Here is a 13936-nt window from a genome sequence, read left to right as displayed (position 1 = left end):
GTCTTGCCTCGGCCTGTTCGATGAACTGCGCATCGCGCAGTTCATCGACCCCGGGTCCAGCGCTTGCGCTGGTCCGGGTCCAGGGGTGGACAACCCCTGGTCGGGGTCCGGGGTGAAACCCCGGCGCCACGGCGCGGCTCACGAGGCTCGTTCGAGCGCGCGGAGCACGAAGTCTGCGAACGCCTTCGGGTCCTCGGTGTGCGGCGAGTGCCCGATGCCCTCGGGCTCCACGAAGACCGTGTGCGGGGGCAGGTTTTTCTTGAAAAACCCGAGGCAACACGGCGGGATCACGCGGTCCGACTTGCCCCAGATCACGTGGATCGGCATGGAGAGCTGCGCGAGCTCGCCCGGGGCGAAGAAGTGTCTCGGCTCGAGCCCGTCGAGGATCGAGCGCACGGACGGGTTCTTGAAGATACGCACGATGTCGGGCGCGACGAGCGGCCCGTACCACGGCACGGCGTGGTTCAGTCGCCCGAGGAAGTTGCGGGCGTCGCGTACGCTCTCGATGACGAAGCCGCGCAGGAAACGCTCGCGCTCGTCGGGATCCTCGACCGGCGCGCCGCCCGGCGAGGTGAGCGCGAGGCCCGCGACGCGGTCGGGCCGGCGCAGCGCGTACCGGAGCGCCATCGCGCCGCCGAGCGAGTTGCCCACGACGACGGCCTTCGTGTCGAGCTCGTGATCGAGCACGTAGGACAGCGACTCGAACAGACGCTCGGGCCCCAGCGTCATCCATGGCGTGCTCGACAGACCGTGGCCCGGCGCGTCGACGGCGAGCACGCGACGGCTCTTTTTTCGGAGCCTCGCGAGGGTCGGCGCGAACACCGCGGAGGACGCGGCGATGCCATGCAGGAACACGACCGGCGGGGCCGCTCCCTCGCCACGGGCGTCGTACACGTGCACGCGCCCGACCGGCGTTTCGACGAAGCGGCTCTCGACGCCGCGGCGCACGAGCATCGCACGCGTCACGTGGTCGAGGACGGACAGAAGAACCATGGTCGCTTTTTACCACGCAGGGTTCGGGCGCGACGATGTCTTGCCTCGTGCCCCGACGATCTGCGAAGCTCTACCGCCCCCCATGGCCTCGGGCGAGCCCTCCTGCCGGCGTTGCGGCGCCGTGATCGGCGAGAAAGCGCGGTTTTGCGCCGATTGCGGCGCCCCCGTGGCGGCCGCGGCCGATCCCACGGTCCTCTTCGCGAAGCTGCCGAGCGCGCTTGCGCCGACGACGCCGGTCGAACAGGGGGCTTGGGGGCATAGCTCGGCCCGTCCGAGCGGAGCCCCCAACGTCCAACCGGAGCCCACGCCCGCGTCCGGGCCCACGCCGAGCCGCCTCCCGCCCATGCGCATCCCCTCGGGCACCGTGCTCTCGGGGGTGTACGCCGTGCAGAGCGTGCTCGGCGAGGGCGGCATGGGCGTCGTCTACCGCGCGCACGACAGCGCGCTCGGCCGCACGGTCGCGATCAAGTGCCTGCACTCGAACCTCGCGGGCGACGCCGAGATTCGGCGCCGCTTCATCCGCGAGGCCCGCGTCCTCCGCACGTTCTCGCATCCGCACGTCGTCTCCGTCTTCGACCTCATCGAGCACGAGCACCTGCTCGGCATCGTGATGGAGCACGTCGAGGGACAGACGCTCGCGCATCACCTCGTGAAATGGCGCGGCCGCATGCCGTTCGTCGAGACCCGCGAGATCTTCGCGGCCGTGCTCGACGCGATGGACGCGGCGCACCGGCAGGGCATCGTGCATCGCGACCTCAAGCCCGACAACGTGCTCGTCATGCGCGGACCTTCGGGCGAGCTCGTCCCCAAGGTCGTCGATTTCGGCATCGCGCGGATCCTCGAAGGCACGACGTACACCGTGAGCGGCGCGCTGCTCGGCACCTGCCGGTACATGTCGCCCGAGCAGGTGAAGGGCGACAAGACGGCCGATCATCGCTCGGACGTCTACTCGCTCGGCGTCTCGCTCTACGAGCTCGCGGCGGGCCGGCCGCCGTTCCCCGAAGACAACCATTTCGCGCTCATGATGGCGCACGTCCAGACGGAGCCCCCGCCTCCCTCGCAGCACCGCGCCGAGATCCCGGCCCCGCTCGAGGAGCTCATTCTCTCCGCGCTCGCGAAAAACCCCTCCCAGCGGCCGCAGACCTGCGCGGAGTTCCGCGAGCGCCTCCTCGCGGCGATCGACGAGCCCGCGCCGGGGCCCGTCGTCCCGCGTCCGAGCAGCACCTCCGTTCCGCCGCTCGCGACCGTCTTGCGCGACACCGACGGCGCCGAGTCCGTGCTCGTGCCGGCGGGGTCGTTTCTCATGGGCCCCGATCGGCGCGAGGTCTTCCTCGACGCGTATTACATCGACCGCGCGCCGGTCACGAACCGGCAATTCGCGCTCTTCGTGCAGGTCACCGGATACGAGCCGGCCGACGAGAGCGGCGGTCGTTTCCTCGCGCACTGGGCGCGCGGCGCCGTGCCGCGCGGGCTCGAGGATCATCCGGTCGTGAACGTCTCGTGGGACGACGCGTGCGCGTATGCCTCGTGGGCCGGCAAGCGTTTGCCCACGGAGGCCGAATGGGAAAAGGCCGCGCGTGGGACGGACGGCCGGCGATATCCGTGGGGCAAGGCCGAGCCGACGCCCAGCCGGGCCCATTACGGCGGAAAACATCGTGGCACGGCGCCCGTCGGCTCTTATCCCGAGGGCCAGTCGCCGTACGGCGCCCTCGACATGGCCGGCAACGTCTGGGAGTGGTGCGAGGACGTCGACGATCCGGCGTTTTACATGGACGGCCCCTCGCGCAACCCGAAGAACACCGCGAAGCCGCGGCACCCGCTCTACGTCATGCGCGGCGGCTCCTGGCTCTTCGGCGCGCAATCGCTCAAGACTTATTCGCGCACCCGGTTCGAGCCGCATTATCGCTTCGCGGGCGGCGGCTTTCGTTGCGTGCGATCGGCGCGCTGAGAGACGAGCCGGATCTCTTCGGGCGGCACCCTCCCGCGCGGCTCGGGCGTGCGCTACGCTCCGCGACCGAGGGCACGGCATCCCATGGGAATTCCGCGGTTCGTGATCTTTTTCGTGGTCGTCTCGCTCGTCCTTTTCGCCGCGAGCTTCTACCTCGGCCGTCGGGTCAAGCAGTCGTTCGGGCTCTCCGTGCGGGCCGAGCGGACCGGCCTCTTCGTCGTGCTCGGGGCCATGGCCTCGATGATCCTCGCGCGCGCCCTCGGCGTGCGCCTGCTCGGCGAGGTCGCGTTCACGCTCCTGCTCGCCTTGCTCATCAGCACGGGCCTGCTCCTGCTCGTCGATCTCGCGAAGCTCGGAGCCCTGCCTTTCACGTGGCTCGCGTCGCGCGCGAAGCCTGAGCCCGCCCCGCGGCCCGAGCCCGAGCCCGCGCTCGCCCTCGCGACCGAGCTTGCGGCGCCCGCGCCTGCGCCCGCCGCGGAGCCCGCGAAAGCCGAGCCTGCGCCCGAGAAGGGGCCCGTGCTGCCCACGCGCCGCGTCTTTCTCGGCCAGGCGGTGACGGGATCGGCGCTGCTCGTGGGCTCGGGCAGCTCGTTTTATGGCGCGGTCTTCGGCCGGCACGATTACGTGATCGAGGAGGTGCCCGTCCGGATCCCGGGGCTTTCGAAGCGCCTCGATGGGTATACGCTGGTCCAGCTCTCGGACATTCATTTCGGCACGTTCGTCGGCGACGCCGAGATGCGCGCGGCCGAGGAGCTCGTGCGCAAGGCGCGGCCCGATCGGATCGTGCTCACCGGGGATCTGCTCGACAACGACGCGAAATACGCGGAGATGCTCGGGCGCTTCGTGCGGAACATCGCGCCGCTCGCGCGGGACGGCGTCGTGGCCATTCCGGGCAATCACGACTGGTATGCGGGGATCGACGAGGTCGTTTCGGCCTTGAAGGCGGCCGGGGCGCGCGTGCTGCGCAATGACGGATTCGTCGTCGGCGACGACAAGGACGGGTTCGCGCTGCTCGGCGTGGAGGACGTGTGGGCGCGGCGCCTCTCGCCGGGGAATGGGCCGAACCTCGAAGCCGCGCTCACGCACGTCCCGAAGGATCTTCCGCGCGTCTTGCTTTGCCACAACCCCGTGTTTTTCCCGGACGCCGCGGGCCAGGTGGCCTTGCAGCTCTCCGGGCACACGCACGGCGGGCAGGTCAATCTCGGGGCCTTGCAGCCGGGCAAGCTCGTGCTCCCGTACGGATATGTCGCGGGGCTTTACGAGCGGAATGGGTCGCGGCTCTGGGTGAACCGCGGATTCGGCACGGCGGGGCCGCCGGCGCGGGTCGGCGCGCCGCCGGAGGTGACGCGCGTCGTGCTCGTGTCGGCCTGATTCAAGAAGGCAGGACGAGGACCTTCAAGACGCCCGGCTCTGCGGCGCGCTGGAAGGCACGCGCGGCGTCCGCGAGCGGATACCGCGCCGAAATGAGCGGCCGCGGATCGACGGCGCCCCGGGCGAGCACGTCGATGGCGCGCTGGAAATCGCCGCAACGCGAGCCGATGATCTTGTTCTCGTTGATCACGGCCGGCGCGAGATCGACGTTCGCGACGCCTGCGTACGTGCTCTTCAGGATGATCGTGCCGCGCGGCTTCACGATGGCGAGCGCGCGGGCGAGGCCCGCGGGTTTTCCGGTCGCCTCCACGACGAGGTCGAATCCCGCTTCGGAAAACTCCGTTTCGAGCGCGACGTCGAGCCCCGCCGCTTCCAGGATCGCGAGTTTGTCCCGGTGCCGTCCGACGGCGACCGCACGCCCGAGATCCCCGCGACGCGCGGCGAGCGCGAGCCCCGTGAGCAGGCCGAGCTTGCCGTCGCCGAGCAGGCAAACACGATCCCCTGGCCGGGGCGCGGCCTCGTCGAAGGCATGCAGCGCGGCGGCGAGCGGCTCGATGAAGGCGGCGCTCTCGTCGGGGATCGTGTCCGGCAGAACGTGCAGGTTTTCCTCGGGAATCCGCACGAATTCGGCGATCCCGCCGTCTCGCCCGAGGATCCCGAGCACGGTGCGCGCGGGGCAATGGTTGCGTCCGCCCGCGCGGCAGGTCGCGCACCTCCCGCAGGCGCAGTTGATCTCCATGGCGACGCGCTTGCCCGCGTGGAGGCCGATGACCTCGTGCCCGAGCACGCCACGAAAACCCATGTACCCGCGGGCGAGCTCCTGATCGGTATTGCAGATTCCGGCCGACCGGACCTTGACCACCACCTCGCCCGGCGCGGGCTCGGGATCGGGGACGTCGGCGAGCTCTACGCCGCGTTCTGTGCACTGGAGCGCCTTCATGTGCCCTCTCTCTCAAACGAGGGCAGCGCGCGCAAGCGCGATGGCGGCCGTGCGGGTCCGGGCGTCCGGCCGGGCTCAGCTTTCAGCGTGAAAGCACAAAACGAAAACGGCACCCGAAGGTGCCGTTTTCGCTTTCCTGTACTTCCTGGCGATCCCAGCGGGAATTGAACCCGCGTTACCGACGTGAGAGGCCGGCGTCCTAACCGCTAGACGATGGGACCAATTTTCAAATCCGTCGGCGACACTTCTTAGCCGACTTCGGGCTGGGGGACAAGGATTCGAACCTTGATAGACGGTGCCAGAAACCGTCGTCCTGCCATTAGACGATCCCCCAAGGACCGGCTTTCCCAAAGCCCTACGGGCCAAGGGACTGCTGGAGCACCGGAGCAGTCGCTCCGTCGTCCACGGGCCGCGCAACTTAGCCGAACCGTCGGTCCTGTCAAGCGCTTCTTGTCGTATGTTGGGAACAGCTCGGAATCGCTCGGGAATTCCGTCTACCTTGGACCGGCTCGTCCTCTCGACGTCCGGTCTGGATCGCCGAACGATGCCTTCGAGGCGTTTCCCGGACGTACGCGGGCCTCCGGAAAAACGACCAGCCGAACCTGGGCGGCCTTGACGGTGGAAAGGGGGGATCTATTTTCCGGGCCGGTTTTAGCCACCGGCATAGCCGAGTGCCAGCGGCGTTGGTGCTCGATGCCCTCCGTGGCCAACAGCCACGGCCGGAGGGCGTCGGCCCGCCGGTGCCAGCAAACAGACGATAGAGGAAGCCATCATGAAGATCAGGCCGCTGCACGACCGCATCGTGGTCAAGCGTCTCGAGAGCGAGACCAAGACGAAGGGTGGGATCATCATCCCGGATTCGGCCAAGGAGAAGCCCATCGAGGGGCGCGTGGTGGCCGTGGGCAACGGCAAGCTCCTCCGCGACGGCAAGCTCCGGCCGCTCGACATCAAGGTCGGAGACGTCGTCCTCTTCGGCAAGTACGCCGGCAACGAGGTGAAGATCGACGGCGAGGACTACGTGCTCCTGCGCGAGGACGACCTGCTCGCGATCACCGGCGGCGAAGAGTCCGCGAGCTAGTCGCTCGCCCGCCCTCCTCCAAACAAACCGAGCACGCGGCGACATCCGCCGCGAGGGAAGAAGATCCATGTCCGCGAAGCAGATCGTTTTCAGCCGTGGCGCGCGCGCCGCGATCCTCCGGGGCGTCAACACGCTCGCCGAGGCGGTGAAGGTGACGCTCGGGCCCAAGGGCCGGAACGTCGTCATCGAGAAGAGCTGGGGCTCGCCCGTCGTCACGAAGGACGGCGTGACCGTCGCCAAGGAAGTCGAGCTTCACTCGAAGCTCGAGAACATGGGCGCCCAGATGGTCCGCGAGGTCGCCTCGAAGACGAGCGACAAGGCCGGCGACGGCACGACCACCGCGACCGTCCTCGCCCAGGCCATCTACAACGAGGGCCTGCGCCTCGTCGAAGCCGGCCACAACCCGATGGACCTGAAGCGCGGCATCGACGCCTCCGTCGCCGCGATCCTCGGCGAGCTGAAGAAGCAAGCCGTCCCGACCAAGGACAAGGGCCAGATCGCGCAGGTCGCCACCATCAGCGCCAACGGCGACAAGGAGATCGGCAACATCCTCGCCGAGGCCATGGAGAAGGTCGGCAAGGAGGGCGTGATCACGGTCGAAGAGAACAAGCGCATGACGACCGAGCTCGACGCGGTCGAGGGCATGCAGTTCGACCGCGGCTACCTCTCGCCGTACTTCGTGACCGACGCCGAGAAGATGAAGACGGTTCTCACGAACCCGCTCATCCTCGTGAACGAGAAGAAGATCTCGTCGATGGCGGACCTCCTCCCCGTGCTCGAGCAGGTCGTCAAGAACGGCCGCGAGATCCTCATCATCGCCGAGGACATCGAGGGCGAGGCGCTCGCGACGCTCGTCGTGAACAAGCTGCGTGGCACGCTCAAGGTCGCCGCCATCAAGGCGCCCGGCTTCGGCGATCGCCGCAAGGAGATGCTGAAGGACATCGCGACCCTGACGGGCGCGACGGCCTTCATGGAGGACCTCGGCCAGAAGCTCGACACCGCCACGCTGCGGGACCTCGGCACGGCCCGCCGCGTCGAGATCGACAAGGACAACACCGTCATCGTCGACGGCGCGGGCGACAAGGCCGCGATCAAGTCGCGCATCGAGTCGATCCGCAAGCAGATCGCCGAGACGTCGAGCGACTACGATCGCGAGAAGCTCCAGGAGCGCCTCGCGAAGCTCGCCGGCGGCGTGGCCGTCGTGCGCGTCGGCGCGGCGACCGAGGTCGAGATGAAGGAGAAGAAGGCCCGCGTCGAGGACGCGCTGCACGCGACGCGCGCGGCCGTCGAGGAGGGCATCGTGGTCGGCGGCGGCGTGGCGCTGCTCCGCGCTTCGGCCGTGCTCGACACCCTCAAGTTCGGCGACGAGCGTGACGTCGGCGTGCGCATCGTGCGCAAGTCCGCCGAGGCGCCGATCCGGCAGATCGCCACGAACGCCGGCATCGACGGGAGCGTCGTCGTCGAGAAGGTCCGCGGGTCGCAGGGCTCGTTCGGCTACAACGCCGCGACGGACACCTACGAGGACCTCTTCGCCGCCGGCGTCATCGACCCGGCGAAGGTCGTGCACCACGCGCTCGCCAACGCCTCCAGCGTGGCGTCCCTGATGCTCACCACCGAGGCGCTCGTCGCCGAGAAGCCCAAGAAGGAAGCGGCGGCCGCGGCCGGCGGCGGCGGCATGGGCGGCATGGGTGGCATGGGCGGCATGGGCGGCATGGGCGGCATGGGCGGCATGGGCGGTATGGGCGACTTCGACATGGGCTGATCGCCCCACGAAGCCTCACGCCATGACGAAAGCCTCGGGCGTCTCCGACGTCCGGGGCTTTCGTTTTTCGAAGAGCGCGACGGCCGAGCCTCCGGTTTTTGACCCGGCCTGCCGTATGGCGGTAAACTCCCCCCACGATGTCGGACCCGCTCTTCGCCCGGTTTGGCCGTGAGTTCTCGGCCGGGGACATACTGTGCCGCGAGGGCGATCCCGGCGATGTGATGTACGTGATCCAGTCCGGCTCCGTCCGCATCACGAAGTTGATCGCGGGCGAGGAGCGCGTGATCGCGGTGCTCGGACCGGGGGAGTTCCTCGGCGAGCTGGCGATCCTGAACGGCAAGCCGCGCAGCGCGACGGCGACGGTCGTCGAGACGACGCGGTGCCTCTTGGTCGAGGCGAAGACGCTCGAGAAGATGGTCGCGGTCAACGCCGAGATCGCGATGCGGCTCATCAAGAAGCTCGCGAAGCGGCTCGACTCGGCCGACGCGCTGATCGAGGTGCTGATGCACCGCGATCCGAAGGCGCGGATCATGCTCGCGCTGGCGCGGAGCGCGGAGGCGTTCGGCGAGAAGACACCCGAGGGGATCCTGATTCGTACGAGGGCGGAGGATCTCGCGCGTGACGTCGGCGTGGACTCGGTCGCGGCCTCCGACGTGATGCTGCGGCTGCGCAGGTTGCGCCTCGCCAGTGAGGTCCCGGGGGGCATCGTCGTCGCCGACGTCGGCAGGCTCCAGGACTTCGTCGAGTTCCTCGAGATGCCGCAGAAGTTCGGCGGGGAAGGCTGAGCGACGTGGATCTCCGCGTCATCGGTTGCCACGGCGGCGAGACTCCGAAGCACCGCACGAGCGCCTTCATCCTCGACGAGCGTCTGGCGATCGACGCTGGATCGCTCACGAGCGGCCTCGAAGTCGAGGGCCAGCTCAAGCTCGAAGGGTGCCTCGTCAGCCACGCGCACCTCGATCACATCCGCGACCTCGCGACGCTCGCGGACAATCGCTGTCAGATGGGCGCACCTCCGCTCATCGTCGCGGGCACGCGCGAGACGATCCGCATCCTGCGCGAGCACTTCTTCAACAACGAGCTCTGGCCCGACTTCGCGACGATCCCGACGCCGGAGAACCCGACGATCCGCTACCTCGAGCTCTCGCCGGAGAACCCCGCGCCACTCGCGGGTTGCACCGTGCGCGCGGTCATGGTGAGCCACACGATCGAGTCGGCCGCGTTCGTCATCGAGACGCCGGGCGGCGCCATCGCGTACAGCGGCGACACGGGGCCCACGGATCGGCTGTGGCAGGTGCTCGACGAGCAGCCGAACCTGCGCGCGCTCTTGATGGAGGTGAGCTTTCCGAACCGGGAGCAGCGGCTCGCGACGGTGAGTGGTCACCACACGCCGCAGACGCTGCGCGCCGATCTGAAGAAGCTACGCCGTCCGCAGGATCTGCCGACGCTGCTCTATCACATCAAGCCTGTGTTCCAGGCCGAGGTGGAGCGCGAGTGCGCGGCGCTCGAAGGCGTGAGCCTCGAGGTGATGAAGATCGGCGATCAGTTCTTGCTGTAGGGCTGAAGCAAGCCGCGCTGACAAAGCGCAAAACCCCTCTCCCGCTTGCGGGAGAGGGGTTGGGTGAGGGGCGGGAGGGGCGGGACGGTCAGCCCGGCTGATCGGGTTCCACGCGCGCGAGCACGACCGTGATGTTGTCGAGTCCGCCGTGGAAGTTCGCGCGCTCGATGAGCACGCGGCACGCCTCGTCGAGCGACGGGGCCTTCGTGACGATGTCGCAGATCTCCGGGTCCTTCACGAGGCCCGAGAGGCCGTCGGAGCAGAGCAGGTAGATGTCGCCTGCGGCCGTCTCCTCGGTGAGCAGATCGACGAGCACGTCTTCGCGGATGCCGAGCGCGCGTGTGATCACGTTCGGCGGAAGCCGCTTGATCTCTTCCTCCGTCATCCACGGCGCCATGTGCAAGGCGTCGCTGACGAGCGAGTGATCACGGGTGAGCTGCGTGATCTTGTCGCCCCGGATGCGGTAACAACGGCTGTCGCCGACGTGACCCACGGTCACGCGCGTCGCGTTCTTGTCGAACATCGCCGTCACGATCGTCGTGCCCATCCCGAAGTCCGCCATGGTCTTGAGCGAACGGTCGAAGATGCGACGGTTGGCCAGCCGCAGGCCCGTGACGACGTAGTTCTCCTCCTCCGTCAGGTTCGGATCGGCAGGAAATGGCCATGTACCGTCGCGACCGACGGTGACCGAGAAGAAATCCGAGAGGGTGGAGACGGCCAGCCGGCTCGCCACATCGCCGGAGCGATGCCCGCCCATTCCGTCGGCAACGGCGACGACATGGTACTCGGGCATCACGAGGAGGTTGTCCTCGTTGTGCTCCCGCATCAGGCCGACATCGGTCATCCCGGCGAACCGGGTTCGCATGGCCGAACAGTAGACGCGTAGGGGGGGGGCCGTGCAAGGTCGGTGAGCAGATCCCGTCACGTTTCCCGCGCCAACCGACCCGAACCCTACCCCCAGAAGGCCAGCAAGCACACCAGAACCCAGAATTCCTGGCAACTTGGTGTCGGTTCTGTGCTTGTGGCTACCATTTTCCTGGCTTTCACAACCAGCTCGGGCCGAGCTCGACGCCGAGCGCAGGCGCGACCGCCTCGGCCGCGCGTACACCGGACGCCTGCGACTCCTCGAAGAGCGCCATGCCCGGCTGATCCGCGTGCGCCCAGGCCACGCGCTCGTCGAGCAAGACCAGCGGTTCGAAGGGCCGTTCGCCGAGAAAACCCGGTCGCGGACGTGGCATCGCGTGACCCCAGACGCACACGTCCATGCGCGAGATCTGCTCGCGCAGCTCGGGATGTGCAGGCGCGAGATCACGCAGCACGTCGTTCGCGATCTGTTCCCACGGCGCGACGACGAGGCTCTTCCGCGCGCCCACGACGTCGGGACCTCCATACGCGCGGTAGTACGTGAGCACGGTGCGCGAGGAGAGCTCGGTGAGCTGATGGCGCGCGTCGACGTAGCCGAGGCCCGCGGCATCGTAGAGGACGGAGTCCCACGCCATGTCGGGATCGATCGGGCGCTCGACGTGCATGTTCGAGACGACCCACGGCGAGCTCGTGCGCACGGGCAAGCGCCCCGCGGCCGCGGGGAAAAGTCGCGCGGTGACGAACGCGGGCGCGGCGACGACGACGGCACGCGCGTGCGTGCGCCGCGGGACGCGATCACGCACGTCGAGCCAGCGCACCTCGACGCGGCCGCCTTCGCTCGTGCCGACGCTCGTCACGAGCGCGCCGTGCGTGACCGTCGCGCGTGCACGCTCGGAGAGCGCTTGGACGAGCTTTCCGTTGCCCTCGGGCCACACGAGGAAGTGGCTGCCGTCGAGCTCGGGTGTCTTCAGCTTGCGCCCCGCGAAGTAGTGCAGCGCGGCCCAGGCCGAGACTTCTTCCGGCTCGGCGCCGAAGTCGTCGAGGCACGCGTAGCGCACGTACCAGCGCAGGAAGGGCGAGGTGTAGCCCTCGCGATCGAGCCACGCGCGCATGCTGATCCGATCGAGCGCGAGCGTGTCCGGATCCCGCGACGAGAACGCGAGCGGGATCTGGAAGACGGGTTTGCCATCGGCGCCGACGCGCTCGGTGAGCTCGTCTTCGAAGCGGGAGAAGCGCTCCATCTCCGCGCGATCGTGCGCGTCGAGCTCGTCCTGCGGCACGAGCCCCGGGTGCCACGCGCCGCGATAGAAGATGCGCTCTTGCGGTGCGTGGCAGAGTACGCGTGGATCGAAGCGCGGGCGGCCCGCCGCGTCCCAGCCCTTCACCACGCCCATCTGTTCGAGCAAGCGGAGCGCGGCGCGCGCCTCGGGGTTCGGCGCGGCGAGGTAGTGCGCGCCCCACGGGTGCGGCGCGGCGCCGTCGTCGCCCCATGTGCTCGTGCCGCCGAGGAAAGATTCGAGCTCGAGCACACGCACGTCGAGCCCCGCGGGCGCGAGCCTCCACGCCGCGGAGAGGCCGGCGACGCCCGCGCCGACGATGACGACGTCCGCGCGATCCGGCGGCCCGCTCGGCGCGGGCACGCCGCCGTCGCGCACGAGGTGACCCACGCCGTGCGAGGCGCCGATGATGCGGCCCGCGATCGGCGCCTTTCCCGGGAGGATCGAGTCGACCACCCAGCCCGCCGCGACCGTCGTGAGGAAGGCCCGCCGGTCCATCAGCGCGTGAAGACGCCCCACTCGCGCGCGTAGATCGCCACGAGCTTCTGATCGTTCAGCCGGTTCACGGGCGCCTCGACGCGGCCGATGTCGCGCGGGAAGCGGAAGAGCTCGGGCAAGCCCGAGGACTCGAGCCAGCGGAGCTTTGTTGGCTCGATGCGAAGCGCACCAGGTGCGGTGAGGTGCTCGCCGCCCGCCAACACAAAACCCCAGTCGCCGAAGCTCGGCACGTACACGTGGAGCGGCGCCGTCTTCCACCCTGCGGCTTCGAGCGTCTGCACGATGGTCCAGAACGACTCGCGCGCGTACTGCGGCGAGGTCGCTTGCACGACGGCGACGCCGCGGAAGGAGAGGCGCTCGCGGAGCAGGTGGTAGAAGGCGTCGGTGTAGAGCTTGCCGACGGCGTAGTTCGAGGGATCGGGGAAGTCGACGATCGCGAGGTCGAACGAGTCGCGCGAGTCTTCGAGGAACTTGTAGGCGTCCTCGTTGCGCACGGTGACGCGTGGATCGTTGAGGGCTCCGCCGTTCAGCTCCAGCGCGACGGGCAGCTTGCGGAACGCGTCGGTGACCGCGGCGTCGAGGTCGACGAGCACGATGCGCTCGATCGACGGGTACCGGAGCAGCTCGCGCGCGGCGAGGCCGTCGCCGCCGCCGAGCACGAGCACGCTCTTGGGATCATGGCCGAGCGCGGCGACGGCGGGGTGGACGAGGACCTCGTGGTAGCGCTGCTCGTCGTCCGAGGAGAACTGGAGGTTGCCGTTGAGGAAGAGGCGCGTCGTGCGCGGCGATCGCGTGATCACCACGCGCTGGTAGGGCGACTGCGCCGTGTAGATGATGGGCGCGCCGAAGTAGACGGTCTCGGCGCGATCGACGAAGCGACTGACGAACCCGAAGACCGCGGCGAGTACGCCGAAGATGAGCACGCACTGCGCGCGCAGGCGGATCGTGACGGCGCGATCGAGCGGGAAGAGGAACGTCGCGAGCATCGCCGCGGCCGCGTTCAGGAGGCCGAAGAAGAGGCTCGTCTGGTGCACGCCGAGCTTCGGCAGGAGCAGCGACGGGAAGAGCAGGCTCGCGATCAGCGCGCCTACGTAGTCGAGCGAGAGGACACGCGCGACGAGCTCCTTCAGGTCGACCGAGAACTGGAGCAGCCGGATGAGGATCGGGATCTCGAGACCCACGAGCGTGCCCACGAGCACCACGATGCCGTAGAGCGCGAAGCGAAACGCCGCGGCCGCCGTGTAGACCTTGAAGAGCAGCGGCGCCGAGAGGCCACCGGCGAGCGCGAGGCAGAGCTCGATCTCGACGAAGCGCTCGAGGAGGCGATCCTCGAGGAACTTCGACAGGTACGAGCCGATGCCCATCGCGAAGAGGTACAGGCCGATCACCAGGCTGAACTGGGTGACCGAGTCGCCGAGCACGTAGCTCGCCAGCGTGCCCGTCACGAGCTCGTAGACGAGCCCGGAGGTCGCGATCACGGCCACCATGGCGAGGAGCGCGGGGTGGACCCAGCGGCGCGGCTGCTGCTGCGTCATGCCGCGCCTTCCTAGCACCGGGTCGGCGTGGCCGGTGAGCCCGATCCGAGACGCCCACGTCGGAAGCGGTCCGACGAGGGAGCACGCCCGCGACGAAAATGGGCTACCATCC

General features: G+C 68.9%; 11 protein-coding genes and 2 tRNA genes. 6 read left to right on the top strand and 7 right to left on the bottom strand.

All coding sequences use genetic code 11. The annotated features are described in order from the left end of the window. Nucleotides 1-138 precede the first annotated feature (138 nt). Entirely contained in the window at nt 139-993 is an 855-nt protein-coding gene (locus QHF83_RS42540; protein WP_282423819.1) for an alpha/beta fold hydrolase, read from the bottom strand. 121 nt (nt 994-1114) lie between these two features. On the opposite strand from QHF83_RS42540, the gene QHF83_RS42535 reads away from it, so the two are divergent. Further along, nucleotides 1115-2941: a bifunctional serine/threonine-protein kinase/formylglycine-generating enzyme family protein gene (locus tag QHF83_RS42535; RefSeq protein WP_282423818.1), complete on the top strand. Its 1827-nt coding sequence runs from the start codon at nt 1115-1117 to the stop codon at nt 2939-2941. 84 nt (nt 2942-3025) lie between these two features. Then, entirely contained in the window at nt 3026-4312 is a 1287-nt protein-coding gene (locus QHF83_RS42530) for a metallophosphoesterase (protein WP_282423817.1), read from the top strand. 1 nt (nt 4313) lies between these two features. Here QHF83_RS42530 and QHF83_RS42525 read toward each other — a convergent pair whose 3' ends face one another. The 3 genes from QHF83_RS42525 to QHF83_RS42515 form a co-directional block, all read right to left on the bottom strand. Continuing rightward, nucleotides 4314-5252 carry an alcohol dehydrogenase catalytic domain-containing protein gene (locus QHF83_RS42525; RefSeq protein ID WP_282423816.1) on the bottom strand — a complete coding sequence of 313 codons (939 nt, stop codon included), beginning with the start codon at nt 5250-5252 and terminating at the stop codon, nt 4314-4316. 146 nt (nt 5253-5398) lie between these two features. Then, nucleotides 5399-5473 (bottom strand) — tRNA-Glu (locus QHF83_RS42520). A 42-nt stretch (nt 5474-5515) separates the two neighbouring features. Next, nucleotides 5516-5586 (bottom strand) — tRNA-Gln (locus tag QHF83_RS42515). A gap of 438 nt (nt 5587-6024) precedes the next feature. Between QHF83_RS42515 and groES the strand changes: the two genes are divergently transcribed. From groES to QHF83_RS42495, 4 genes are all read left to right on the top strand, one after another. Further along, nucleotides 6025-6330 carry a co-chaperone GroES gene (gene groES, locus QHF83_RS42510; RefSeq protein WP_282423815.1) on the top strand — a complete coding sequence of 102 codons (306 nt, stop codon included), beginning with the start codon at nt 6025-6027 and terminating at the stop codon, nt 6328-6330. A 67-nt stretch (nt 6331-6397) separates the two neighbouring features. After that, nucleotides 6398-8092: a chaperonin GroEL gene (groL, locus tag QHF83_RS42505; RefSeq protein WP_282423814.1), complete on the top strand. Its 1695-nt coding sequence runs from the start codon at nt 6398-6400 to the stop codon at nt 8090-8092. A gap of 137 nt (nt 8093-8229) precedes the next feature. Then, on the top strand, nt 8230-8877 hold the full coding sequence (locus tag QHF83_RS42500) for a Crp/Fnr family transcriptional regulator (protein ID WP_282423813.1): 648 nt from the start codon (nt 8230-8232) through the stop codon (nt 8875-8877). Nucleotides 8878-8882: 5 nt separating this feature from the next. Then, nucleotides 8883-9650: a 3',5'-cyclic-nucleotide phosphodiesterase gene (locus QHF83_RS42495; protein ID WP_282423812.1), complete on the top strand. Its 768-nt coding sequence runs from the start codon at nt 8883-8885 to the stop codon at nt 9648-9650. Between the two features lie 88 nt (nt 9651-9738). On the opposite strand, the gene QHF83_RS42490 is transcribed toward QHF83_RS42495, so the two are convergent. The 3 genes from QHF83_RS42490 to QHF83_RS42480 form a co-directional block, all read right to left on the bottom strand. Beyond that, nucleotides 9739-10515, bottom strand: a complete 777-nt coding sequence (locus QHF83_RS42490) for a PP2C family serine/threonine-protein phosphatase (protein WP_282423811.1) — start codon at nt 10513-10515, stop codon at nt 9739-9741. A gap of 178 nt (nt 10516-10693) precedes the next feature. Further along, nucleotides 10694-12310, bottom strand: a complete 1617-nt coding sequence (locus QHF83_RS42485) for an FAD-dependent oxidoreductase (protein ID WP_282423810.1) — start codon at nt 12308-12310, stop codon at nt 10694-10696. Further along, nucleotides 12289-13824, bottom strand: coding sequence for a polyamine aminopropyltransferase (locus tag QHF83_RS42480; RefSeq protein ID WP_282423809.1), 1536 nt, complete (start codon nt 13822-13824; stop codon nt 12289-12291). Before QHF83_RS42480 ends, QHF83_RS42485 begins: the two co-directional genes overlap by 22 nt. Nucleotides 13825-13936 lie beyond the last annotated feature (112 nt).

The organism is Polyangium sp. 15x6 (assembly GCF_029960785.1).
Taxonomy (GTDB): domain Bacteria; phylum Myxococcota_A; class Polyangia; order Polyangiales; family Polyangiaceae; genus Polyangium.
The sequence above is the reverse complement of the archived record's forward strand: the minus strand, read 5'-3'. Positions and strand labels throughout refer to the sequence as shown.

Coding starts and splice junctions, on each gene's coding strand:
- QHF83_RS42540 (WP_282423819.1), bottom strand. CDS start 993: ATGGTTCTTCTGTCCGTCCTCGACCACGTGACGCGTGCGATGCTCGTG.
- QHF83_RS42530 (WP_282423817.1), top strand. CDS start 3,026: ATGGGAATTCCGCGGTTCGTGATCTTTTTCGTGGTCGTCTCGCTCGTC.
- QHF83_RS42525 (WP_282423816.1), bottom strand. CDS start 5,252: ATGAAGGCGCTCCAGTGCACAGAACGCGGCGTAGAGCTCGCCGACGTC.
- groES (WP_282423815.1), top strand. CDS start 6,025: ATGAAGATCAGGCCGCTGCACGACCGCATCGTGGTCAAGCGTCTCGAG.
- groL (WP_282423814.1), top strand. CDS start 6,398: ATGTCCGCGAAGCAGATCGTTTTCAGCCGTGGCGCGCGCGCCGCGATC.
- QHF83_RS42500 (WP_282423813.1), top strand. CDS start 8,230: ATGTCGGACCCGCTCTTCGCCCGGTTTGGCCGTGAGTTCTCGGCCGGG.
- QHF83_RS42490 (WP_282423811.1), bottom strand. CDS start 10,515: ATGCGAACCCGGTTCGCCGGGATGACCGATGTCGGCCTGATGCGGGAG.
- QHF83_RS42480 (WP_282423809.1), bottom strand. CDS start 13,824: ATGACGCAGCAGCAGCCGCGCCGCTGGGTCCACCCCGCGCTCCTCGCC.